The organism is Bradyrhizobium sp. JR4.1 (assembly GCF_040548605.1).
Lineage (GTDB): Bacteria > Pseudomonadota > Alphaproteobacteria > Rhizobiales > Xanthobacteraceae > Bradyrhizobium > Bradyrhizobium canariense.
Genome location: NZ_JBEPRY010000001.1, coordinates 815,124 through 839,772, shown reverse-complemented (window position 1 = coordinate 839,772; position 24,649 = coordinate 815,124). Strand labels below are relative to the sequence as shown.

Below are 24,649 nucleotides of genomic sequence, written 5' to 3'. Positions count from 1 at the left end.
GCTTCGTCGCAAGAGCTCCTCGCAATGACGAAGCTACGCGCTAATCACCGCCTCAACACCGCGATCGTCCGGTTCGCAAAGGTCAGCCGCTCGGCCATCACCGAAACGAAATAGGTCAGCAGCTTGTGGCTGAGTGCGGGATCCTCGACCTTGATCGCGTCGAACTGGTGCGTATTCAGCACGTAGAGCACGCTGTCGACTTCGGCCTGGATGGTGGCGCTGCGCGGTGTCTGTGACACCAGCCCCATCTCGCCGATCGTGGTGTAACGGCCGAGGCTGCGCACGCGCGTGGTGCGGTCGTCGTCGGCAGGAATCATGATACCGACGCGGCCCTCGAGGATGAAATGCATGGAATCGGCGGGATCGCCGGCTTGCACGATGACCTCGCCGGCTTCGACCTCGATGCGCTGGCAGCGGCGGATCAGTTCGTCGGCGCCATCCTCGCTGCCAAGCATTCGCGTGAACCAGTCGCGCAGGCTGGCTTCTTCCTGCGCCAGCTCCTGATGCTGCGAGATGAGCTCGTTCTCGCACCATTCCAGCGCGCGATCGAGCTCGGGGATGATGGTGACGCCCTCGCCGACGAAGTCGCTGGAGCGCAGCACCTTCTCGGCCGCAGCCGACAGATGCACCAGGATCAGCTCGACGCCGAGTTCGCCAGCGCTGCGCTTGATCTGGGCGAAGCTATAGGCAGCCGATGAATCGACGCCGGTGACGAGCTTGAAGTCGAACAGCAGATAGCGACATTCGGGGCGCTCCTGAAGCAGCCGCTTGACGTGCTGGTAGAGCCGGTTGGCGGAGCCGAAGAACAGATAGCTCTGGAGATTGAGTCCCTGGATCTTGCCGCCATGGGCCAGCAGCACGTCCTGATCGTCGCGCGAGCGGTCGAGCGAGGAGCGGTACTCCGAGCCGTCGAAACTGTACTTGATCGATTCGACCCGCGCGGCGCTGAACGCAAACGTCGCGCAGCCGATGATGACCCCGATCAGGATGCCCGGCACAAAACCCCAGGCGACGATGATCGCGATGATGGTGATCAGCGACAGATATTCCAGCTTCGACAGCCGCTTGCGCGACTCGACGATCCATTTGTGCAGCTGGTCGGCGCCGAGATAGAGCAACAGGCCGCCGAGCACGAATTTGGGGATGAAGCCAAGCAGCTCGGGTGCGACGGCGAGCACCAGCAGCGACAGCGCTGCGGCCGTGAGGCCGGACAGGCGCCCGCGGCCGCCGCTGGAGAAATTAAGCATCGAGCGGCTGGTCGAGCTGCAGCCGGGATAGCCGCCCAGCATGCCGGTCAGGATATTGGCGGCGCCGGTGACGTTCAGCTCAGATTCCAGATTGGCTTCGCGATGCGTGGCCACCTCGATGCCGGTGGTGTTGAACAGCGTGCTCGAGGCCGTGACGAAGATGACGGCGACGACATTGCCAAGCAGGTCCGGGATGGCAAACCAGGGATATCGGGCGAGATCGTCGCTGTGCCAGGGCAGCATGAAGACCGCTTGCGGCGGGGACTGAAAGGTCCAGCCCAACGTGCGCGCGTCGTCGAAGGAAACGCCGGTGATCCAGAATGCCAGATGCGCGGTGAGCACGCCGCCGACCAGGATGATCGGCAGTCCGAACGGGCTGCGCGAGCGGTGCCAGGTGAGATACAGCACCAGGGCCATCGCGCAGGCGGCACCCAGCTCCAGCAGGATGGTGCGGTTGGCGAAGTGCGACAGTGTCGCGAATTGCAGGGGATGGTCGGTGATCACCCGGACCGCACCCATGACGATGAGAAGTCCGGTTGCGCCGAGGAAGCCGCCGACCACCGGATAAGGCACGTAGCGGATGGCGCGGCCAAGCCGGGTCAGGCCCAGTCCACACAGCACCAATCCTGTCAGCATCGTCGACAGGCCGAGCGTGATCAGGACCGGGGACAGCAACGGCGCTGACAGGTTCGCCGTCTCGATGCGTTCGACCACGGAGGCCGCCAGGATACCCGTCACCGCCGCGGTCGAGCTGTCGGGGGCTGCAATCGCGAAGGGCAGGGAGCTGCCGAGCGCGACGACGGCCGCAAGCACCGCAGAGCTGACGAAGGTTGCCGTGATGCCGTAGGACAGATAGGGCGACAACGGCCCCGCGAAGATCAGCAGCGAGTAGGACAGTCCGAATGTGACGGTCAGGACGCTGGCGGCGCTCCCGCCCAATATATCATTCAGCGCGCGCTTGAGAGCCGGATTAAGCCCGGTCGACGGAGTGAAGCCAATCGCTGGATCTGTCACGCCGTGACACTCGCTCGTGAATATTCCCCTCCGAGAGGTAGACGACTGCGAGCCTGGCGCAACAGGATTCTTGCAAGCCGGATGGAAGAAACCGAGGCGCCTACCATTCGGCGTCGTCCTGGCGAAAGCCCGGACCCATTACCCCAGGGAGCAGTTTGGCGAAGACTGTGCGTTCGGGATTTGCACCGAACGCACGCGATAGACCTCGCGGTATGGGTCCTGGCTTTCGCCAGGACGACGCCGGGAGGCATCGAGCCGGCCGGCAATGAGGGAGCGAGAGGCGCCGAGTGGGGCTAGATCTTCAAATCCTGCCCCGTCACCCGGCGATATGCTTCCAGATATCGCTTGCTGGTCGCGTCCACCACGCTTGCCGGCAAAGGCGGCGGCGGGGCGTCGCCATTCCAGCGGCCGGCGCGGCGTTCGACGTCGAGATAGTCGCGCAGCGGCTGCTTGTCGAAGCTCGCCTGCGGCTGGCCGGGCTTGTAGGCGTCGACGGCCCAGAATCGCGAGGAGTCCGGCGTCATGACTTCGTCGATCAGGATGATGCGGCCGTCCTTGTCGCGGCCGAATTCGAACTTGGTGTCGGCGATGATGATGCCCTGCTCGCGGGCGAGCTCCTCGCCGAGCGTGTAGATCGCGCGCGTCATGCTCTCGAGCGTGTAGGCCGTCTCATCGCCGACGACCTCGCGCATCTTCGCGATGGTGATGTTCTCGTCATGGCCGGTCTCGGCTTTGGTCGCCGGGCTGAAGATCGAAGGCTCCAGCTTCTCGCTTTCGACAAGGCCTGCTTTCAGCTTCTCGCCGGCCAGCGTCCCGCTTGCTGCATATTCCTTCCAGGCCGAGCCCGAGAGATAACCGCGGATCACGCATTCGATCGGAAATACCGTAGTGCGGCGGCACAGCATGGCGCGGCCGAGAATTTCGGCGCGATGCGGCTTCAAGGCCGGCACAGCGGCGATGATCTCGTCGGTGTCGGCGCTGATCATGTGATGCGGCACCACGCCTTCGAGCTCGCCAAACCAGAAGGCGCTGATTTGCGTCAGCACCGCGCCCTTCATCGGAATGGTCTCGCCCATCACGACGTCGAAGGCGCTGATGCGGTCGGTGGTGACGAGCAGCAGGCGGTCGTCGTCGACGGCGTAGATATCGCGCACCTTGCCGCGCCCGATCTTAGGCAGGGGCAGGTCGCTGGAGAGCATGGCGGTCATCGGCAGAACTTTCGGAGCAAGGCCTTGCGACAGGATATCCGGCCGCGCCTGATCGCGCGACCGGAAACCGGGATAGCCTATTCCGGCAGCGGAATGAACTCATGTTCCTGCGGAACCGCGGCGAAGCGGCCGGTTTTCCAGTCCTGCTTGGCCTGCTCGATCCGCTCCTTGCTGGAGGAGACGAAATTCCACCAGATGTGGCGCGGGCCCTCCAGGGCGTCGCCGCCCAGAAACATCATCCGCGTGGCCTTGAGCGCCCTCACCGTGATGCGGTCGCCCGGACGGAAGATTAGCAGTCGCGGCCCCTCATAGCGCTCGTTCGCGATCTCGACCTCGCCATCGACGACGTAGATGGCGCGCTCCTCGTGATCGGGATCGAGCGGCACGATCGCGCCCGCGACCGCCGTGACCTCGGTATAGAACCAGGGCGACACCATCGAAACAGGCGAGGTGACGCCGAAGGCCGAGCCCGCGATCACCTTCGCGGTGAAGTCGCGCTCGGAGACCATCGGCAGGTCACCCGCGCCGTAGTGCTGGAACGACGGTGCGATCTCTTCCGATCCGGCCGGCAGCGCGATCCAGCTTTGCAGGCCCAGCATCTTCTGCCCCGAGGCGCGCTGCACATCCGGCGTGCGCTCGGAATGCGCGATGCCGCGGCCGGCTGTCATCAAATTCATCGCGCCGGGCTGGATCTCCTGGATGTTGCCCTCGCTGTCGCGATGCATGATCGCGCCGTCGAACAGATAGGTGACGGTAGCAAGCCCGATATGCGGGTGCGGCCGTACGTCCATGCCCTTGCCGGAGACGAATTGCACCGGCCCGAAATGATCGAAGAAGATGAAGGGTCCGACCATCTGCCGCTTGCCGTGCGGCAGCGCGCGCCGCACCGCGAAGCCGTCGCCGAGATCGCGCGTGCGCGGCACGATGACGAGATCGAGCGCATCGCAGGACATGGGATCGCCGAGCACGGGATCGTTCGAGGGTTGCCAGCTCATGGTAGGGCTCCTTTTGGCTTTTTCGAGCTAAATCGTAGCAGGATTTCGTGCGGCCGTCGCGGCTAAGCCTGGGCCACACACTCCGCCGTCATCGCCCGCGAAAGCGGGCGATCCAGTACGCCGCGGCCTATCGGTTCGATCACTGCCGTCTCGGCGTACTGGATCGTCCGGTCAAGCCGGACGATGACAGCTGTGGTGCGGATGGTGCTTGAAAACATACGCCTGACGAAGGATGTTTGGCTGATGTCAACCGCGACCCATCGCATCACCCGATGACCCTTGCCGCAACCGAGCTCGCCTTTCGCGCCGCCGCCGTGGCGCTGCTGCTGGTGCTGGCAGCGTCATTGCTCTCGGATTTCCGCAATGTGCTGGCAGCCCGGCTCGGTGCAGCCTTTGCGCTCGGCTCGGCCGCGCATGCTGTGAGCTATTCCGTCGGAACTTCATCGCTGGTCCCGGCATGGCATGCGCCGCTGATCGCGGTGTCGACCGGCAATATCGTGGTGTTCTGGCTGTTCACGCGCGCATTGTTCGACGATGAGTTTCGCCTGCGCCGGTGGCACGGATTGACCTGGGGGTTGGTGACAGCGTTCAGCTTCGTCAGTTGTCTCTGGATCGCACCCGGCGGACATGTCCGGTTCGCCGTCACCGCGGTGAACCTGATTGTGCTCGGCTTCATTGCGCTCGCGATCATGCAGACCATCGGCTCATGGTCGGCCGATCTGGTCGAGCGCCGCCGCCGTGTTCGCATCTTCATCGTCTGTGCTGCCGCGCTCTATGGCGGATTGAACGCGCTGCTCCAGATCCTCGTCGTCGGCAGCGACGTCGGCGATGTCGCCAACACCGTCAATACAGGCGTGCTCGCCAGCATCGTCGCGGCCATCGTCTATGCGATGATGCGGGTGGACGGCGCCGACCTGTTTCCAGCCGCCGCGGAGGCTGCGCCGGCGATCGCGGCGAGCCAGCCTGTGGGCGAGGACGCCGCCGCCGACCAAAAGCTGATCGACGCCCTGATGCGGCTGATGGCGCACGAGCGGATCTATCGCCAGGAGAACATCAGCATCGGCGTGCTCGCGGGCCGGCTGAAAATTCCCGAATACCGGCTCCGTCGGCTGATCAACCAGGGGCTCGGCTACCGAAATTTCAATGTGTTCCTGAACAACCACCGGATCGAGGAGGCCAAGGCAGCCCTCGCCGATCCCGCTCAGGCCGAGGTCCCCGTCATCACCATCGCGATGGACTCTGGCTTCCAGTCGCTCGGCCCTTTCAACCGCGCCTTCAAGGCCGTGACCGGCGTGACGCCGACGGAATACCGGCGGCTCAAGGTGAATGCTGTCTAGGCCTTAGTGCACTGAAATATCTAGAGTATCTCAGAATCGGCGAGCGTCTCGCGGTTTCCAGCTACGCCGTTTTCCAAATTCGGCGAGCGGGCATCGCGTGAATGCCGCTTCGTCTCCGGCACACGCCTCAAGCCGGAGCAAGCCCGTGACCCGCCGCAAGATTGTCCTTCTCACCGCCACCATCGTCTTTGCCGGCCTCGCGCTCGGCGCGGTTCGCGCCCATGACGTGCCCAAGGTCGCCACCGGCTTCATCGCCGACGTGCTCTGTTCCGAGACGTTTGTCTCGGGCCTCGATGTCAGGCGTAATTTGACGGAGACCATTGATGCGATGCCGGGCGCCGGTTTGCTCACCTGGGCGATGGACTATCAGGTCGATCGCGCGCGCAAGGACGTTACGGTGACGCTGTTCGGCATTGGCCGCAGCCATGCCGTGTATCGCGAGGGCCTCGGCTGCACGCTTGAGCACGGTGCGGAGATTGCCGACGTCCGGCTGCCGCCTGATGACAGGCAGCCGGCGTTGTTGCCCGAGATCGCCGGCCCCGCAATCGTGTCGCCGCAAAGCCCGGAGCTGTCAGCCGCGCTCGATCGCGCCTTCGCTGAGCCGACATCGCCGCCATTCCGCCGCACCCGCGCAATCGTCGTCATGAAATCGGGTCGCGTCATCGCCGAGCGCTATGCGGACGGCATCGGACCGGAGACGCCGCTGCTCGGCTTCTCCATGACCAAGTCCGTGATCTCGGCTCTCACCGGGATTCTCGTGCGCCAGGGCAGACTGAAGCTGGACGGGCCCGCACCGGTCGCCGCCTGGACAAATCCGGACGATCCGCGTCACGCCATCACCCTCGATCAATTGCTGCGCCACACCGCCGGCCTGGCGCTCGGCAGCTCGCTGCAGGCCTCGCTCGGCTCGGCGTTCGAGCCGGTCAATCGCATGAAATTCGTGGAGGCCGACATGGCCGCCTTTGCCGCGAGCATGCCGCTTGCGACCGCGCCGGGCACCGTGTGGAATTATCACGATGGCAACACCATCATGCTCGCGCATCTGATCCGCAAGGCCGCCGGCGGCAATTCCGAAGGAGCGCTTGCCTTCGCGCACCACGAATTGTTCGTGCCGCTCGGCATGCGCCACGTCACGCTCCAGCTCGACGGCGCCGGCACGATCAAGGGGTCGAGCGAGATGCTCGCATCCGCGCGCGACTGGGCGCGGTTCGGCCAGCTCTATCTCAACGACGGCGTCGCCGGCGGCAAGCGCATCCTGCCCGAGGGCTGGGTGAATTATTCGGTGTCGGCGACGCCCAATGCCTGGGTCGGTATCGGCGCCGGCTTCTGGACCAACCAGGGCGACAGCTTTGGCGCGACCTTCCGCGTCGAGCACGGCTGGCCGCGCGATGCCTTCTTCGCCAAGGGCACCATCGGTCAGTACACGATCGTGATTCCGTCGGAACGACTCGTGATCGTGCGGTTAGGCCGTTCGCCGAACGCGCCGCCGGAAGCCGACGGTGTGTTCGATCTGGTGCGCGACGTGGTTGCGGTTACGCGCGAGAAGGGAAAGCTGGCGGGGGTGAATTGAGGTGCTTCACCTCCCCAGCTCCGTCGCCTTCGCCACGCGATCGAACCGCTCCAGCGTCATGATCGCGTCCGCGAATTTCTCCGCGCGCGCGTTCAGCACCGGGCGGGCCAGCGTCAAAAACTTCTGCTGCATCGCCCGCGCATCGGGGAAGGAGGTCGGCTCTCCCGAGGGATCGGCATAGAGCCGCTCGTGCACGCCGTCGTCCGTCGTGATACTCACGCGCGCGCCAAAGGGGTGAGTGCGGCCGACTTCGAGACGATCGTCCTGTACCACGTCGAACTTGTCGGCGAGCGCGTCGATGGCTGCGTCCCCAAGGCGGGTGTAGTCGTCCCAGCCAAATGACCCCTGATCGAGCGCGAGCGCGCCGGTGAAGAACATCGAGAACTGGCCGCCGACGATCGAGGTCGGGTGCCGCTTGGTCGCGGCGTCGCCGGTGAGCGTGATGCCGTTGCGATGCAGGCCGATCTCCACCCGCTTGACCTGATCGGGTGTCAGATTGTGCTCGCGCCGCATCGCGATCAGCGCGTCGATCGCGGCGTGGGTATAGCGGCAGCTCGGATACGGTTTGACGCCGATCTTCATGGTCTCGTAGGTCTTGCCGAGCTCGGCGACCGCCTTGTCGGGATGCGCATCGTCGGTGTAGCCGGCGAGCAGGCCATGCTTGCCCTCGACGGATTCCGTCGCGCCGACGAAATCGTTGCGCGCCAGCGTCGCGGCGATCACGCCATTCATCGCGGCGGCGCCGACCTGGTAGCGTTTGTTCCAGGCGCCATTGACCAGGAATTGCAGCGAGCCCGCGGCTTGGCTGCCGGCGACTCCGAAGGCGGCGATGAGCTGTTGCTCGGAGAGGCCGAACAGTTTGCCGGCGGCCGCGGCTGCGCCATAGGTGCCGGCGGTGGCGGTCGGATGGAAGCCGCGGGCATAATGCGAGGTCGGGTCGAGCGCGTTGCCGAGCCGGCAGCAGACCTCATAGCCCGCCACGATCGCGGTCAGCACGTCGCGGCCCGACGCGCCGACCATCTCGCCGACGGCGAAGGCGGCCGGAACCACCGGCGCGCTCGGATGCAGCGAGGAATCCGCATGCGTGTCGTCGAAGTCGAGCGAATGGCCGAGGGCGCCGTTGAGCAGCGCCGCGACCGCCGGCGTCCAGGTCTTGGTGTCGCCGAACACGGTGGATTCGCCCTTGGTATCGAGCGCAAGCGCCTCCAGCATCTTCAGGATCGAGGGGGTGGATTCCGCTTCGCTGCGGGCGCGGATGGCGCTGCCGAGGAAGTCCAGCGTCAGGACTTTTGTCCGATCCAGCACTTCCGCCGGAATATCCTGGAATTTCAGGTTGGCGACATAGGCGGCGAGCGTTGCGGTTTCGTGAGCCATCGTGTTTCCTCGTTTTGGCGCGCAAGTTAGGCGGGCTGATTTGGCCTTTCAAGCGGCCTCGGGGCTGCGGGCATCAGCTATGCTTTTGGCTGGCTTACGAGGGTTGGACGGGGATACGCGACCATGGCATTCGCAGGAGAGCTGTTCGACCGGGTCTGGTCGCGAAAGACCCAATTGGGGCTGGCGGTCCGGGTCACGGTGGCGGCCACCGGCGCCTACGCGCTCGCCACCGCGCTGCATCTCTTGTTGCCGCTCTGGGCCGTCCTCACGTCCATCATCGTGACCCAGATGAGCGTCGGGCGCTCGCTGAAGGCGACGCGCGACTACATGCTCGGCACCATCGGCGGCGCGATCTATGGCGGCGCCATCGCAATCCTGATCCCCTATTCCGGTGAACTGGGCTTGCTGGGTCTGCTGGTGCTGGCCGTGGCGCCGCTTGCCTTTGTCGCATCGATCTATCCGAATCTGAGCTCTGCAACGGTGACGGCCGTGATCGTGCTCGTGCTTCCCTCGATGCATCATGCCGATCCCATGGCCTCTGCGATCGATCGCGTCAGCGAAGTCGCGGTCGGCGCGGTGACGGGGCTGCTCGTCTCCTTCCTGGTGCTGCCCTCGCGCGCGGTGCGGCAAATCCGCGCCAGCGCGGCAAAACTGCTCGAATTGATCGCGGAGGCCTTCACCGAATTGCTCGCGGGCCTGACGCGCGGCCGCGACAATGACGCGCTGCATCGGATTCAGGACGGTATCGGCACCGCAATGGTGGGCATGAATACCATTGGCGCCGAAGCCGAGCGCGAGCGCTCGGCGCGATTGTCGAGCGGGCCGGACACCGGCCCGTTGTTGCGCACGATCTTGCGGCTGCGCCATGACGTTGTGATGATCGGCCGCTCGACCGTGGTGCCGTTGCCGGCCGAGGTGCAGACACGGCTTGCCGCGCCGCTGACGGACGTCTCGACCGTGATCGCGCGCTTCCTGCGTTCGGCGGCCGCAGCCTTGCGCGAGGGCGCCGGCGCGCCGCCGATCCACCCCGTGCATGTCGCGCTTCAGCACTATGCCGAGGCAGTCGCCGCCGTGCGTCAGGATGGCCTGATCCGCGGCCAGCCCAGCGACACCGCGGAGCGCTTCTTCGCGCTCGGCTTTTCGCTGGAGCAGATGCACCAGAATCTCTGCGATCTCGATCGCGTCGTCGGCGAATGGTCGGAGGCCGCGACCGACAAGCCCGCGCGCGTGGCGGAGTGAGCTAGCGCCGCGTCAGGCCCTTGTCCTGCATGCGCCAGACCAGCAAATCGATGCGGTCCTGGCCGAAGAACGGCTCGTTCTCGAACACGAAGGTCGGCACGCCCCAATGGCCGGAGGCGGCGTGGTCCTTCTCGTTCTCCGTGATCACCTGCTCGTAGCGATCCGGGTCGGCGGTGATCGCGGCATCCATCGCGGCGAGATCGAAGCCGGCCTTGTCGGCGGCGCGCGCAAGATGATCGCCTTCGTTCCAGCCCGCCACCGAGCCGTCCCACAGCACGCGGGCGATCGCGTCGGTGAATGCGAGCGAGCGTCCCTCGAGCTGCGCCATGGCACCAAGCCGGGTCAGGCGGTGGATGTAGGGTTGCTCGGCCGCGACGTCGAATGTTGTCTTGTCCTGGACGATCGGATCCGGCCTCGGAAAGCGGAACGGAATGCCCTCGTGCTGCGCCACGCGCGTGCTGTCGAGCACCACATAGCGAATGAAGTTCGGGCTGGCCTTCTTGAAAAACCCGGGCACTCGGGCTGCGAGCGGATAGACCGGCCGCAAATTCACCGCCAGATCGTAGTCTTCGACGAGCTTCAGCGTCTTGGGCAGCGCCAGATAGCTGAACGGGCTGCGAAAGGAGTAGAAGAGGTCGACGGAGAGCGTCACCGGGCCGGCTCCGCAATCCGCCCCATCATGCTGCGGGCCACAAGCTTGTGGAAGGGCGTGATGAGCGCGAGGTAGGCGCGGCCCAGCCGATTGTTGGTCCGCACCAGCGTGGTCAAGGTGACGTGGCGCGGCACCGCTTCGCCGGCCACATCGACCACGATGCGGAAGTCGAGATGATAATCATTGAACCCGGCGACCAGCTGCTCCGGCGTTTCGCTCAGCACCGGAAACAAGCCGATCAAACCGCCCGGCGCTGGCGTGCCCTCGCCCGATGTCTTCAATCCAAATGGCGTCACCAGAATGTTGCGCAGGCGTGTCAGTGCACCGATCCAGCGCGGTCCCTGCAACACCATCCTGGTGCAGGCCTCGCGGGCATTCACCGGTGCTGTGCCGATCTCTACGCGAAAGGCGTCGATGAACTGCGCACCGGCCAGCAGCGTGCCGGCGTCAACATCGGGGGTAACTTCGCGGACAGTCCCGTTCATCCCGCCAGTCTGCGCGTCAGCATCCGGAAGCGCAAGATCAGAAGTCCGGCATAGACGAACGATCCGATCGACAGTCCGATCCAGACACCGACCGCGCCGAGATCGGCGTGAAAGGCAAGCCACCAGGCGATGGGAAAGCCCACGCACCAATAGCCGATCGCGGCGAATACCAACGTCATCCTAGTGTCATTGATGCCGCGCAGCGCGCCGCCCATGATGGTCTGGATGGCATCGGCAATGAAGAAGGTCGCGCCGACCAGCAGCAGCGTTGCGGTCAGCTCCACGGTCGCCATGCTGGCTTCGCTGCTGCCGAAGAACAGCCGTCCCAGCTGATAGCGGCCGAGAATGATCGCAACGGTCAGCGCCGAGACGAACGCGATCCCGATCACGGCGGCGACGAGACCTGCGCGCTTCACTGCGGCCGGGTGGCCGCGGCCGAAGGCGTGGCCGACCCGCACGGTGGCCGCCATGCCGATGCCGAGTGGGACCATGAACAGCACGGCGGTGACCTGGAGCGCGATCTGATGCGCCGCGAGCGCAGTGATCGAGATCAACCCCATCAGCAGCGCCGCCGAAGAGAACAGGCCATATTCCAGCAGCAGCGAGAACGAGATCGGGGCGCCGATCGCGATGAGTTTGCGCATCAGGGGCCAGTCGATTCGCCAGAGATGGGCAAGCGGACGATAGTCCGCGAACGGCTTGCGCAGCCCCGCAATGGCGAGCGTGGCGACGAACGTGCCGAGATTGACGATGGTGGTCGCAAGCCCCGCGCCGAACAGGCCGAGCTCCGGCAGGCCGAACAGGCCGTGGATCAGGGCGTAGACCAATGCGGCATTGACGGGGATCGCCGCGAGCGTGATCCACAGCGGGGCCTGCGGCCGGTTCACCGCGCTCATCATGCTGCGCAGCGCGATGAAGCCGAGCGCCGGCGCGATGCCCCAGGCGAGGCCATTCAGATAACGCTGGGCGAGCGCGGCCGAGTGCGGCGCCTGACCGAGTGCGACCAGGATGTGCTCGCCATAGAGCGGCGAGGCCATCATCGGCAGCGAGATCAGCAACGCGACCCACAAGCCGACGCGCAAGGAGCGGCGGATGCGCCTGACGTCGCCGGCGCCAAAGGCCTGCGCGACCAGCGGCGACACCGCCGCCATCAATCCGAGCCCGAAGGTGAAGCTGACGAAATAGACCGTATGCGCCAGCGCCGCTGCTGCCACTGCGCTCTCGCCGAGCCGCCCGATCAGCGCGAGATCGGTCGTGATCATCGCGATCTGCCCGAGCTGCGTCAGCATCATCGGTACGGCCAGCCGCAGCGTCTCGACGAATTCGTCGGCGAGAGGATTTGGCGGCACGCCGGCTTGCGGCTGCGAACGAGGCTGGACGGTGTCGAGCATGGCCGGGTCAATAGCACAGCCGGGCGACGAAAACATGGCCTCGCGCGTGTCCCGGACGCGCTGCAGCGCGAAGCGATGCTGCGCAGAGCCGGGACCCAGAAAATCGCGAGCGCAGTTCTCGGCCGCATGGGCCCCGGCTCAGCAGCGCATCACTGGCGTGCTGCGCTGCGTCCGGGGCACGAGACCATTCTTCGATCTCGAGCCGGAAAGCGCCTCACCCCTTCCGCTCGGGCACGCGCCTGATCTTCGCGCCGAGCGCATTCAGCCGTTCGTCGATGCGCTCGTAGCCGCGCTCGATCTGGTCGGCGTTGTTGATGGTCGAGGTGCCCTCGGCACAGACGGCCGCGAGCAGCATGGCCATGCCGGCGCGAATGTCCGGTGAGGTCATCGTCGCGCCGTGCAGCCGGCTTGGACCGGCGATGATGGCGCGATGCGGATCGCACAGCACGATGCGCGCGCCCATCGCGATCAGCTTGTCGACGAAGAACATCCGCGATTCGAACATTTTTTCGAACATCAGGATCACGCCCTCGCATTGCGTGGCGGTGACGATCGCGATCGACATCAGATCGGCCGGGAAGGCCGGCCAGGGCTGGTCTTCCAGCTTCGGCACGTGGCCGCCAAAATCGTCCTGGATCTTCAGCGTCTGGTTCGAGGGCACGATGAGATCGTCGCCCTCGATGCGGCAGACGATGCCGAGCCGCTCGAATCCCATGCGGATCGAGCGCAGATGCTCGACGCCGGCGCGCACGATGCGAAGCGGCGAACGCGTCACGGCGGCAAGCCCGATCAGCGAGCCGACCTCGATATGGTCGGGCTGGATCCGGTAGGTCGCGCCGCCCAGCGTCGCCGGACCGCGCACAATCATGGTGTTGGTGCCGATGCCCTCGATCTCAGCGCCGAGCGCGACCAGGAAGTTGGCGAGGTCCTGCACATGCGGCTCGGACGCGGCGTTGCGCAAATAGGTGGTGCCTTCGGCGGCGACGGCCGCGACCAGCGCGTTCTCGGTCGCGGTCACGCTGGGCTCGTCCAGGAACACGTCGGCGCCGGTCAGCTTCGAAGCGCGGAATTCGAGCCGGTCGGTCGCGGTGACCTTGGCTCCCAATTGCTCGAGTGCGAGGACATGCGTGTCGAGCCTGCGGCGGCCGATGACGTCGCCGCCGGGCGGCGGCAGCATCACTTCGCCGCAGCGGGCGAGCAGGGGGCCCGCGAGCAGGATCGAGGCGCGGATGCGGACGCACAAGTCCGGATCGAGATCGGCGGAGCGGATGCTCTTGGCGTGAATATGAAGCGTATTGCGGGCGGTCCATTCCGCGGCAGCGCCGACCGAGCGGATCAGTTCGACCAGCGTCTCGGTGTCACGGATCCGCGGCACGTTTTCCAGCGTCACCGGATGCTCGGTGAGCAGGGCTGCCGCGATGATCGGCAGCGCGGAATTCTTGTTGCCGGACGGCTCGATCGAGCCCGAGAGCCGGTGACCGCCCTCGACGATGTACTGGATGGGCGCCACGTGGTCTCTCGCTGTGTTTTTGGGTGGGGCGGCTGGTTTGGAGGCGGAAACTACCGAGAATTGAGCGCGGGAGCAATTCTGCACTTGTCGCGGCTCGATCGCTTCGCAGCCCCGACACAGGTGCGCTCCCTCTCCCGCTTGCGGGGGAGGGCTGGGGAGGGGGTGCTTCAGCGATGGGATTGTCGAAGTTTACGGAGCGTATCCCGGCGAGGAGAAAGCCCCCACCCGGCGCTTCGCGCCGACCTCCCCCGCAAGCGGGAGAGGTTGCAGCGAGCGCTTGGCCAGCAGTTCGAAATCCAAAAGCCAGCGGCCTCAGATATCGATCGTCGCGCTCAGCGAATGTTCCTGGATGAAGTCGCGGCGCGGCTCGACCACGTCGCCCATCAGCTTGGTGAAGATGTCGTCGGCCTCGTCGACCTCCTTGACCTTCACCTGGAGCAGTGATCGCGCATTGACGTCCAGCGTCGTCTGCCAGAGCTGCTCCGGATTCATCTCGCCCAGCCCTTTGTAACGCTGCAGCGAGACGCCCTTGCGGCCGGCGTCGGTGACCGCTTCGAACAGATCGACCGGGCCGTAGACCATGTGCTCGGCGTCCTTGCGCCGCAGCTTGCCGGGGCGGGCATAAACGTCCTGGAGCTTGAGCGTATACTCGTCGAGCTTGCGGGCTTCGACCGAGCCCAGAAACGCGTCGTCGATGAGGGCGACGTCCTTGACGCCGCGCACCGTGCGCTCGAACTGGAAGCCATGGCCTTCCAAATATTGACCGACCCAGCCGCGCTCGACCTCGTCGGCGAGCGTGTCGAGGCGGGCGGCGATGTATTGCGCGGCCGCGGCGGCTTTCTCCGGATCGCCGTAGATCGCCTTGTTGAGCACGCCGGTGATGGCGGCCTGCTCGATCACCTTGCGATTGTAGCGGGTGTGCAGGCTGCGCAGAACGCCGCGGACGGCGCGGGCGTCGTCGACCAAAGAGCGCAGGTCGCGGCCGGTACGATCGCCGCCAGTGCCGGGAATATAGACGCAGTCGTCGAGCCCGGTATCGATCAGATAGTCTTCCAGCGCCCGCTCGTCCTTCAAATATTGCTCGGACTTGCCGCGGTTGACCTTATAGAGCGGCGGCTGGGCAATGTAGAGATAGCCGCCGTCGATGATCTCGCGCATCTGCCGGTAGAAGAAAGTGAGCAGCAGCGTGCGGATGTGGGCGCCGTCGACGTCGGCGTCCGTCATCACGATGATCTTGTGATAGCGCAGCTTCTCGATCGAGAATTCGTCGCTGATGCCGGTGCCGAGCGCGGTGATCAGCGTGCCGATCTGCTCGCTGTGCAGCATTTTGTCGGGACGCACACGTTCGACATTGAGGATCTTGCCGCGCAGCGGCAGCACGGCCTGGAATTCGCGGTTGCGGCCCTGCTTGGCGCTGCCGCCTGCCGAGTCACCCTCGACGATGAAGAGCTCGGATTTCGCCGGGTCCTTCTCCTGGCAGTCGGCGAGCTTGCCGGGCAGCGAAGAGACCGACAGCGGGCTCTTGCGCGTCAGCTCGCGCGCTTTTCGCGCGGCTTCGCGGGCGGCCGCCGCCTGGATCACCTTGCCGACGATCATCTTGGCTTCGGAAGGGTGCTCCTCGAACCAGGCCTGCAGCGCCTCGTTGAGCACGTTCTCGACCACGGGACGCACTTCCGAGGACACCAGCTTGTCCTTGGTCTGCGACGAAAATTTTGGATCCGGCACCTTCACCGACAGCACGGCGGTGAGGCCTTCGCGGCAATCATCGCCGGTCAGCGCGATCTTTTCCTTTTTCGCGTTGGCCTCGGCATAGCCGTTGACCTGGCGCGTCAGCGCGCCGCGGAAACCGGCGAGATGGGTGCCGCCGTCGCGCTGCGGGATGTTGTTGGTGAAGCACAGCACGTTCTCATGGTAGCTGTCGTTCCACCACAATGCGGCCTCGACACCGATGCCGTTGGATTCCGCGCGTACCATGATCGGCGCCGGCACGATCGCCTTCTTGTTGCGGTCGAGATATTTGACGAATTCCTCGACGCCGCCGGAATAGTGCATCTCCTCCCGCTTCTCGACCGCGTGACGCATGTCGGAGAGGGCGATGTTAACGCCGGAATTGAGGAAGGCGAGCTCGCGCAGCCGGTGCTCCAGCGTGGCGAAATCATACTCGATGTTCTTGAAGGTTTCCGTCGAGGCCTGGAACGTCACCTCGGTGCCGCGCCTGCCGGGCGCGTCGCCGACCACCTTGAGCGGCGCGACCGCATCGCCATGGGCGAATTCGATGTAGTGTTCCTTGTTGTCGCGCCAGATGCGCAAGCCGAGCTTGCTCGACAGCGCGTTGACGACGGAGACGCCGACGCCGTGCAGGCCGCCGGAAACCTTGTAGGAATTCTGGTCGAACTTTCCGCCGGCATGGAGCTGGGTCATGATGACCTCGGCCGCCGAGATGCCTTCGCCCTTATGGATGTCGACGGGAATGCCGCGGCCGTCGTCGCGCACGGTGACAGAATTGTCGGCGTTGAGGATCACGTCCACGCGCGTGGCGTGGCCCGCGAGCGCCTCGTCGATCGCATTGTCCACGACTTCGTAGACCATATGATGCAGGCCCGAGCCGTCATCGGTGTCGCCGATATACATGCCCGGGCGCTTGCGGACGGCGTCGAGACCCTTGAGCACGCGGATCGATTCCGCCCCGTAGTCGCTCGGATTTGAGGGTTCGTTTTCGGCAGGCGTCTGCCGAGCAGGTTCTGTCATGAGAGGCCTTCGAGATGTCGCCCGAATCAGCCGCGCAAAAGGCGCTGATATGCGGGCTATTTGTGCCACGAAAGACGGATTGCGCCTAGCGCAAAGTATCCCCCGGCAAGTCTTTGATTAGATGGGATTTTTTGGCCGGTTTTCAAGGCTTTCGAAGGCCGATTCGAGGCGCTGAAAAAAGCGCGATTCGAGAGGCCGTTCCGGGTCGCTGAAAGGCGTGGATATTGCGGGGACGAAGGGTGTTCCGAGGCGCTTGGAACGCCCCGGAACGGCCTTGCAGGCTCAATACATCTGCAGCGGCAGCACGTCGCCGTTCGGCCCCACGAGGAGGCCCCAGGCATCGCCGGCGGCCACGGTGAGGGTTTCGGTGCGGGCAGGGCGCCCCGGCAGACGCAGCGCGTACTGGTACTTGCCGGGCGGCAGATCGAGCATCGGGCCTTTCGGCGATTGCGGTCCGCCGGCACCAGCCGCGATCTTCACCGTTTGATTGTTGATCGTCAGCGATGCTTCCTTCGGCCCCATATTGCCGAGCATCAGCCTGGCCTGTCCCGCCTTCGGCATGATGTCGGCCTTTGCCGCGGCCTGCGGATTCCGCTGCACCAGACTGACCGTCGTCTCGTCCCTGGCGCGGCCGAGCTTCAGCACGGCCGGTCCCTCCGGCGAGGTGAACGCGAGCTCCGCCCGCTCGGCCGTTACGATTGCGCCGTCGGCCTTCTCCTGCCAGCCGCGGTTGGTCAGCTCCGCGCGATAGAAGGCGAGGACCTCGCCAAGTTCGGCGGGGATGCTGGCTTCGAGCTCGGTCCGGAACGACTGCTCGCTGCCGGGGAATTTCGTGGAGCTGATGCCGGTCGAGCTGTGCTGCGTCGGCACCGGCAGGGCCGAATCGGGATCGGGCGTGAGCGGCTCCCTCGATTTGGTCTGGACCACCTTGGCTTGCCTCGATTTGGCCTCGACGGGCTTCGCCGCGGCGATAACAAGACCGGAGCCGTTGGCGCTAACGTTTACCTTCGGCCCCATCTGCATCACGGTCATCGAGATCGACTTCCCGCTCTTGGAGAATTCCATCATCGCCATGTTGGGCTGGTTGATGACGGAGGGCTGCTCCTTCCAGCCCGCGGGCTTCAGCGATGCGCGATAAAACGCAGTGAGCGCCTTCACGCTCGAGATCGAGGAGAATTCGAGCCTGCCCTCGCCGCCTTCGAAGTTCACGCCTTCGGCGTTTTCAGGCAGCGGCACCGGGGTCTTGCTGTCGGCGAGCGCGTTGAGCGGCGCGTCCGACAATGCGGCCGCCTGCACCTTGCGTCTGGCTTCGTCGGCGGTGATGAGCTGCTTGGCCGCGCCTAGCGCATCCCCAAGGAACTTGTCGTCGGCCTCTTTCTTCGCCTTGGCGCGGGCGGCAAGCGCGGAGTCCTTCACCTGCGCCGTCAGGCTGACCATGGTGAAATCGTATTTGCGGCCAAGCCGCAGCACGCCGGTTTCCTCCGCGGAAGAGATCTTGATCGCGACCTCGTCGCCGGGCGCGAGCGGTGCGCTGCCGTCCTCATGCCAGCCGCGCGCGGCGAGCTCGCGGTGATAGAAGGCGAGTACCGCGGGCAGCTCGGCCATCACGGCGGCCGACATCTCGCGCTTGTTGTCGCTCGCGCTGCCGAGGCCCATGGCCGTCTTGGTCGGGCTCGGCCGCGGCAGGCCGGCCAGATCGCTATCGGCTTTGAGCTCGCCGGGCAGCGCGAAGGGCGCGACCCGGATATCGACATGGGTGCGGCCATCGTCGCGGCGCGTCAGCGTCAACATCACGGGCTTCTGCTGGTAGAAGCCGGTCTCCTTGCTATCGGCATGCGCGTAGAACGCGCGCAGGCCGTTGGGAACGGTTTCATCAAGGCCCCTCGTCCAGCGCGCGGCGGTTTCCGGCGTGAGCTTCTGCCAACCGATCGCAGCCATCTGGCTGCTGTAGAAATCCGACGTTGCATCGAGCGGCGTCGGCGCAATACAGCCGAGATAGGGCCGCGTCCCGTCAAACACGATGTCGCTTGCGCCTTCCGGAAACGGCACGTTCCCGTAGATCCGGTCGGTTGTGTAGTAAACTACGGACTGGTCGGGCCGGCCGAGCGCCTGCGTGAAATGAACGGAAAGGCCCTGTCGTCCCTTCCTAAACTTCAGCAGGCTGCTTTTCTCCTCCAGCGGCATCACATAGGGCACCCAGCCGTTGTCGCTCAGGAGCTTTTGGACCGCGGGCAGTGTCACGGCCTGCCGCGTCGGTACGCGATATTCGACGCTATAGGGATCGGGGCGCGAGGTGTCTTCCACCGCACCTTCGAGCTGCGGCAGCGCGTGGACGTCGACGATGCCCTCGTCGGCGCCGGCCGCGATCGAGCAGCTCGCCATCAGGAAGAGACCGCATGCAAGCAGCCGCCATCGTGCCGGGACTTGCATCCCGCGCGGGATCATCGCCATCGTTACGTCTCCAGGATGCCGCGCGGCGCTTGGGCGCGCGCGATTGCAACGGCTGCAACACCGTCGGCGGGGCCTCAGACCAGAAGTCGCGGCAGGAACCGGGCAGGTTCAAAGCTCCCGGACTAGTCAATACAGTTGGAGTGGCGACCATGCCTCGCCGTCGCGCCCGACGGTGAGCTCCCAGGCGTCGCCGGCCGCGACGGTGAGGATGTTGCTGTGGGCCAGACGGCCGGGGACGTTCAGTTCGTAGGAATATTTGCCGGGCGCCAGATCCAGCGATACGGCGTTAGCGCCGGCGGCGCGCTTGATGATCCGCGCGTCGATCCCGAGCACGGCTTCCGTCTCGCCGATGTTGCTGAACACCAGCTTCGCCTGGCCCGGTTCGGGCATGACGTTCGCCCGGATTGCTGTATCCGAGTTCTTCTGCACGAGATGGACCGAGGTGCTGCTGTCTTTGCGGCCGAGCTCCAGCATGGCCGGTCCGAGCGGAGAGACGAACGCGAGCTGGGCGTGATCGGCGGAGACGACGGCGCCATCGTGCTGCTCCTGCCAGCCGAGCTTTCCGAGCTCCCTGCGGTAGAAAGCGAGGACGTCGCCGAGTTCGGCGGGCACGGTGGCTTCGAGCTTGACGCGAAGCGGCGCTTCGACGCCCCGCATCAGGGTGGTGTGGATACCTCTAAAGCTGTAGCGGGTCGGTGCGGGCAGCCTGGCATCGGGATCCGGCGCGAGATCGGCCGAAAACAGCGGCTGCGGCATCCAGGCGCCGGCGCTTGCCGCGAGCATGCACGTCGCGAGCAAGACGAGGCCGCACGCAAACGCCCGCCATCGTGCCGAAGCTTGCGCCCCGGACCTTGCCGTCCGCATCTCACTCTCCAGGGTATCGCGCGTCCAGGGTCTCGCGCGTGATGTCATTGCGCGATTGCAACCGGCTGCGTCACCGTCGGCGCCGCCTCCGGCAACTAGTCGCGGCGGAAATGGGGCCGGTTCAACGGCGGCGACTAGCGCCGGGCCGATACCTGTCCGCTTTCGACGTCAAAGATCTCGCCCCCGGCGCCGATCTCGGCGAAGGCAGCGGGATCTGCGCCGGTCAGCCACACCTGCGCGCCGAGCTTGCGCAGCTCGTCGAACAGCGCCGCGCGCCTGCCGGGATCGAGATGCGCGACGACCTCGTCGAGCAGCAGCAACGGCACGATGCCGGTCATCTCGGCGACCAGGCTCGCATGCGCCAGCACCAGCCCGATCAGCAGCGCTTTCTGCTCGCCGGTCGAGGCATCGCGCGCCGGCATGCTTTTCGGCGCGTAGATCACCTGCAGGTCGGTGAGATGCGGACCATCCGTGGTGCGGCCGGCGATGGCGTCACGCGGACGATTGTCGCGCAGGATCTGGCGGTAGCGGTCCTCGACCGACGTCGCGGTCTCCGTCAGCAGCGCGTTCTCCATCCAGCCGTCGAGCGCGATCTGCGCCGAGGGGAAGGCGGAGGCCTGCGCGCGTGCATTCAACATGCCGGTCAGCCGCGCCGCGGTCTGGCCGCGGGTGGCGGCGACCGCGACCGCAAGCTCCGCGGTCTCGCGTTCGATCGCGTCACACCAATGGTCGTCGTAATTGCGCGTCTCGAGCAGGCGGTTGCGCGAGCGCAGGGAGCGTTCGAGCGCGGAGATGCGGCTGGAATGGTCGCTGTCGATGGCAAGCACCAGGCGGTCGAAGAAGCGCCGCCGCTCGGACGCCGCGCCCATGAACAGCCCGTCCATCGCCGGCGTCAGCCACACCATGCGGATGTGGTCGCCGAACGACGCCGCCGAATTGACCGGTTCGCGGTCGATGCGGCAGCGCCGGCTGACCGGGCTATCTGCGCGCGGCGGATCGATGCCGGTGCCGAGCGTGGCAAGGCCCAGCGCGCCCTCGACCTGTGCCGACACCGCCCAGGAGCCGTCGCCCTGGTTGTCGGCGACGTCGTCCAGCGTCGCGCGCCGCAGGCCGCGTCCCGGCGACAGGAACGAGATCGCCTCGATGCAATTGGTCTTGCCTGCTCCGTTCGGCCCGACCAGCGCCACCATATCAGCCTTAGCCTCGAGCCCCGCCGCCCGGTAATTACGAAAATGCGTCAGCGTCAGGCGATGAATGCGGGAGGGGGTCATTGTCTTTGTCGTTGCCGGGCATCCACGTTTGGGTCCTCCAAAGACGTGGATGGCCGGGACAAGCCCGGCCATGACGGATGTAGTCGATGCGAAGGGGCGCCGGTAGCCCTCACACCCGCATCGGCATCAGCACGTAGAGCGCGCTCTTGTCGTCGCGGTCTTGCACCAGGGTCGGTGAGCCCGGGTCGGCGAGCCGGAGCGTTGCGACGTCGCCTTCGATCTGGGCGGCGATGTCGAGCAGATAGCGGGAGTTGAAGCCGATATCGAGGGCGTCGGAAGCGTATTCGACTTCGAGCTCTTCGGTCGCACTGCCGGAATCCGGATTGGTCACTGACAGCACCAGCTTGCCCGGCGACAGCGAGAGTTTCACGGCGCGCCCGCGCTCGCTGGAAATCGTCGAGACGCGGTCGACCGCGTTCTCGAAATCCTTCTTGTCGACGACGAGCTCCTTGTCGTTGCCCTGCGGGATGACGCGGCCGTAATCGGGGAAGGTGCCGTCGATCAGCTTCGAGGTCAGCACCACATTGCCGATGGTGAAGCGGATCTTGGCCTGCGACAGCTCGATCGTGACCTCGGCCTCGTTGTCCTCGATCAGGCGCTGCACCTCGCCGACGGTCTTGCGCGGCACGATCACGCCGGGCATGCCCTCGGCGCCTTTGGGCTGGACCAGGTCGAGCTGGGCGAGGCGGTGGCCGTCGGTGGCGACGCCACGCAGGGTGGCGGCTTTGGCGGAGCCCGCGGCATGCAGATAGATGCCGTTGAGATAGTAGCGGGTCTCCTCCGTGGAGATCGCGAACTGGGTGCGGTCGATCAGCCGCTTGACGTCCTTGGCGGCGAGGCTGAACGAATGCGACATGTCGCCGGCGGCGAGATCCGGAAAATCATTCTCCGGCAGGGTCTGCAGGGTGAAGCGGGAGCGGCCGGCGCGGATCGCCAGCACGGCGCGGTCGCCGTCGGCTTCGAGCACAATCTGCGAACCGTCCGGTAGCTTGCGCACGATGTCGTAGAACATGTGCGCCGGCACGGTGGTGGAGCCCGCGGTCGCGGTTTCCGCCGCGAGCGTTTCGGTGACCTCGAGGTCGAGGTCGGTCGCCTTCAGCGACAATTTCGCATTCTCGGCCCTAACAAGCACGTTGCCGAGGATCGGAATCGTATTGCGGCGCTCGACCACGCGGTGGACGTGGCCCAGCGACTTCAGGAGTTGCGCGCGTTCGACCGTAACCTTCATTGCACTACTCGCCCGATCCCCAAGGAAACACAAATCTGGAAAAGCCGGGCGGCGGGACGCGCGCCACGGCACCGAAGACCCCGGAAAGCCGGATCATCCAGCCGATATGACCAAAGCCGTCAGGGTCGCGCAAGGTGGCGCGTAAAGTCATCCGTTTCAAGGGATTGCGCGATGGTTCCCCACGATTTACCCGCAAAGACGGGGCCCGCCGCCCAGGCAGAGGAAGGCCGCCGCCCAGGCAGGGCCGGGGCGGCGGGAAGGAAGGAGAAGGCCTAGGCGTTTATTCCTGAAGCTGGCGCTTGAGCGATTCGACCTCGTCCGACAGCGCCGTGTCCTTGGAAACCAGGGCCTCGATCTTGCGCACCGCGTGCAGCACCGTGGTGTGGTCGCGCCCGCCGAAGCGGCGGCCGATTTCCGGCAGCGATCGCAGGGTCAGCGTCTTGGCGAGATACATCGCCACCTGGCGCGGACGAACCACGTTGGCGGTCCGGCGCGAGGACAAGAGGTCGGAGCGGCTGACATTATACTGCCGTGCCACCACGCGCTGGATGTCCTCGATCTTGATCCGCTTCGGCTCCTGCGGCCGGATCAGGTCGCGCACCTCGTGCTCCGCCATCTCCAGCGTCACCGGCCGGTTGTTGAGCTTCGAGTGTGCGAGCAGGCGGTTGATCGCGCCTTCGAGATCCCGGCCGTTATGGGTGATGGCGCGGGCCAGATAGGTCAGCACCTCCTCCGGCACCTCGAAGGTCGCATGATGGGCGCGGGCCGCGGCGACGCGCGACTTGAGAATACCGTGCCGCAGCTCCTCGCCAAGCGAGGCCATCTCGACCACGAGGCCGCCGGCCAGCCGCGAGCGCACGCGGTCGTCGAGGCTTTCGAGATCGGACGGCGGACGGTCGGCCGCGATCACGACCTGGCGGCCGGCATCGATCAACGCATTCAGCGTGTGGCAGAACTCGGCCTGGGTCGATTTGCCCTGCAGGAACTGGAGATCGTCGATCACGAGCACGTCGATGCCGCGCAGCGCTTCCTTGAAGGCGAGCGCCGTCTGCGTCTTCAGCGCGGCGACGAAGCCGTACATGAATTTCTCTGCAGTGAGATAAAGCACCTTGCGCTCGTTGCCGGAATTGCCGGCCCAGGTCACCGCCTGCAGGAGATGCGTCTTGCCGAGGCCGACGCCTGCATGAATGTAGAGCGGATTGAACATGACGGGATCGCCGCGACGACCCTCGGCGACCTGACGCGCAGCCGCATGCGCCAGCGTGTTGGAGCGGCCGACGACGAAGCTTGCAAACGTCAGGCGCGGATCGAGCGGCGAGCCGCCGAGCGCATCATGATTGGCGGAGACCGGCGCGGTCGCGGTCGAACGCAGCTCCGGCGCAGGCGAGCGGCGCGTTTCGACCGGCGCGGGCGCTTCCTTCTGCTGCATCACGGGGCGCACGGCCGTGCGAACGGTGAGATCGATGCGATGCACTTCGGGCATCTCGGCCTGCCAGCACGACAGCACGCGCTCGGCATAATGGGCCTGGATCCAGCTCTTCAGGAAGCGGGTCGGCACCGACAGACGCACGCTCTCGTCCTGGACGCCTTCCAGATCCATGCGCGCAAACCAGCTCGTATAGACGTCCTCGCCAACGTTCGAGCGCAGCCGACTCTTCACGCGTGACCAGCGATCCTGTTCCGGGGTTGTCATCATTTGAGAACTTTTCTTGAGAGATAAGGTTGCGTGGTGAGCGCCATGCAGAGTTCCTGCCAGGGATACCTGCCGGGATATTTGCAATGGCGGGACCTCAAGCGATTTCACCTGCAGGCATGGCTCGACCGTTCGGCGGAAACGCCGCGTCCGATCAGCAATGTCTAGAGATGGAGGGGTCGCGAGGTCAGCGCGTACTCGGCGCTCCGTGACACGCGGGAGGCTTGGTGTCCGACGAATCTAAAACGGCATCGCTGGAAGTCGAAATGCTGGAAGTCGAAATGTGTTTCAATACCGCGTTGAGTTCGTAAGACATGATACCTCCCCATCCTGCCGTGATTGCTCGCGACAAGGTCCTGCGTGTCCAAACGA

General features: G+C 65.5%; 17 protein-coding genes. 3 read left to right on the top strand and 14 right to left on the bottom strand.

Translation table 11 applies throughout. The annotated features are described in order from the left end of the window. Positions 1 to 44: 44 nt before the first annotated feature. The 3 genes from ABIB90_RS04025 to ABIB90_RS04015 all read right to left on the bottom strand — a co-directional run bounded on the left by ABIB90_RS04025 (position 45) and on the right by ABIB90_RS04015 (position 4,464). Entirely contained in the window at positions 45 to 2,261 is a 2,217-nt protein-coding gene (locus tag ABIB90_RS04025) for an SLC26A/SulP transporter family protein (protein WP_354200263.1), read from the bottom strand. Between the two features lie 293 nt (positions 2,262 to 2,554). Then, positions 2,555 to 3,469 carry a phosphoribosylaminoimidazolesuccinocarboxamide synthase gene (locus ABIB90_RS04020; protein ID WP_354200262.1) on the bottom strand — a complete coding sequence of 305 codons (915 nt, stop codon included), beginning with the start codon at positions 3,467 to 3,469 and terminating at the stop codon, positions 2,555 to 2,557. A gap of 77 nt (positions 3,470 to 3,546) precedes the next feature. Next, on the bottom strand, positions 3,547 to 4,464 hold the full coding sequence (locus ABIB90_RS04015; RefSeq protein ID WP_007598296.1) for a pirin family protein: 918 nt from the start codon (positions 4,462 to 4,464) through the stop codon (positions 3,547 to 3,549). 272 nt (positions 4,465 to 4,736) lie between these two features. Here ABIB90_RS04015 and ABIB90_RS04010 point away from each other — a divergent pair, with 272 nt between their 5' ends. Together ABIB90_RS04010 and ABIB90_RS04005 are read left to right on the top strand one after the other, a co-directional pair. Beyond that, complete coding sequence (locus ABIB90_RS04010; RefSeq protein WP_354200261.1) at positions 4,737 to 5,801, top strand: helix-turn-helix domain-containing protein; 1,065 nt, start codon at positions 4,737 to 4,739, stop codon at positions 5,799 to 5,801. 145 nt (positions 5,802 to 5,946) lie between these two features. Beyond that, positions 5,947 to 7,371 (top strand): serine hydrolase domain-containing protein, encoded by a 1,425-nt coding sequence (locus tag ABIB90_RS04005; RefSeq protein ID WP_354200260.1) that lies wholly within the window; start codon positions 5,947 to 5,949, stop codon positions 7,369 to 7,371. A gap of 6 nt (positions 7,372 to 7,377) precedes the next feature. On the opposite strand, the gene ABIB90_RS04000 is transcribed toward ABIB90_RS04005, so the two are convergent. After that, positions 7,378 to 8,745, bottom strand: coding sequence for an MmgE/PrpD family protein (locus ABIB90_RS04000; protein WP_219678925.1), 1,368 nt, complete (start codon positions 8,743 to 8,745; stop codon positions 7,378 to 7,380). Positions 8,746 to 8,868: 123 nt separating this feature from the next. Here ABIB90_RS04000 and ABIB90_RS03995 point away from each other — a divergent pair, with 123 nt between their 5' ends. Beyond that, a complete protein-coding gene (locus ABIB90_RS03995) occupies positions 8,869 to 9,984 on the top strand; it encodes an FUSC family protein (protein ID WP_354200259.1) in 1,116 nt (371 codons plus the stop codon). Between the two features lies 1 nt (position 9,985). Here the strand turns inward: ABIB90_RS03995 and ABIB90_RS03990 are convergent, their stop codons facing one another. The 10 genes from ABIB90_RS03990 to dnaA form a co-directional block, all read right to left on the bottom strand. Next, a complete protein-coding gene (locus ABIB90_RS03990; protein WP_354200258.1) occupies positions 9,986 to 10,636 on the bottom strand; it encodes a 2-hydroxychromene-2-carboxylate isomerase in 651 nt (216 codons plus the stop codon). Beyond that, positions 10,633 to 11,121: a DUF2867 domain-containing protein gene (locus ABIB90_RS03985; RefSeq protein ID WP_219678929.1), complete on the bottom strand. Its 489-nt coding sequence runs from the start codon at positions 11,119 to 11,121 to the stop codon at positions 10,633 to 10,635. Before ABIB90_RS03985 ends, ABIB90_RS03990 begins: the two co-directional genes overlap by 4 nt. Further along, complete coding sequence (locus ABIB90_RS03980; protein ID WP_354200257.1) at positions 11,118 to 12,512, bottom strand: MATE family efflux transporter; 1,395 nt, start codon at positions 12,510 to 12,512, stop codon at positions 11,118 to 11,120. The genes ABIB90_RS03985 and ABIB90_RS03980 overlap by 4 nt, the downstream gene beginning before the upstream one ends. Positions 12,513 to 12,726: 214 nt before the next feature. Next, a complete protein-coding gene (gene murA / locus ABIB90_RS03975; RefSeq protein WP_354200256.1) occupies positions 12,727 to 14,022 on the bottom strand; it encodes a UDP-N-acetylglucosamine 1-carboxyvinyltransferase in 1,296 nt (431 codons plus the stop codon). Between the two features lie 312 nt (positions 14,023 to 14,334). After that, positions 14,335 to 16,770 carry a DNA topoisomerase (ATP-hydrolyzing) subunit B gene (gene gyrB / locus ABIB90_RS03970; protein WP_219679906.1) on the bottom strand — a complete coding sequence of 812 codons (2,436 nt, stop codon included), beginning with the start codon at positions 16,768 to 16,770 and terminating at the stop codon, positions 14,335 to 14,337. 282 nt (positions 16,771 to 17,052) lie between these two features. Next, positions 17,053 to 19,221 (bottom strand): hypothetical protein, encoded by a 2,169-nt coding sequence (locus ABIB90_RS03965; RefSeq protein WP_354200255.1) that lies wholly within the window; start codon positions 19,219 to 19,221, stop codon positions 17,053 to 17,055. A 126-nt stretch (positions 19,222 to 19,347) separates the two neighbouring features. Beyond that, positions 19,348 to 20,085, bottom strand: coding sequence for a hypothetical protein (locus ABIB90_RS03960; RefSeq protein ID WP_354200254.1), 738 nt, complete (start codon positions 20,083 to 20,085; stop codon positions 19,348 to 19,350). Positions 20,086 to 20,219: 134 nt separating this feature from the next. Further along, the gene (gene recF, locus ABIB90_RS03955; protein WP_007598270.1) at positions 20,220 to 21,356 is read right to left on the bottom strand and encodes a DNA replication/repair protein RecF; all 1,137 of its coding nucleotides are present in this window, start codon (positions 21,354 to 21,356) and stop codon (positions 20,220 to 20,222) included. A gap of 109 nt (positions 21,357 to 21,465) precedes the next feature. Further along, positions 21,466 to 22,584, bottom strand: a complete 1,119-nt coding sequence (gene dnaN, locus ABIB90_RS03950) for a DNA polymerase III subunit beta (protein ID WP_007598262.1) — start codon at positions 22,582 to 22,584, stop codon at positions 21,466 to 21,468. A gap of 280 nt (positions 22,585 to 22,864) precedes the next feature. Continuing rightward, complete coding sequence (dnaA, locus tag ABIB90_RS03945) at positions 22,865 to 24,277, bottom strand: chromosomal replication initiator protein DnaA (protein ID WP_035995355.1); 1,413 nt, start codon at positions 24,275 to 24,277, stop codon at positions 22,865 to 22,867. Positions 24,278 to 24,649: the final 372 nt, after the last annotated feature.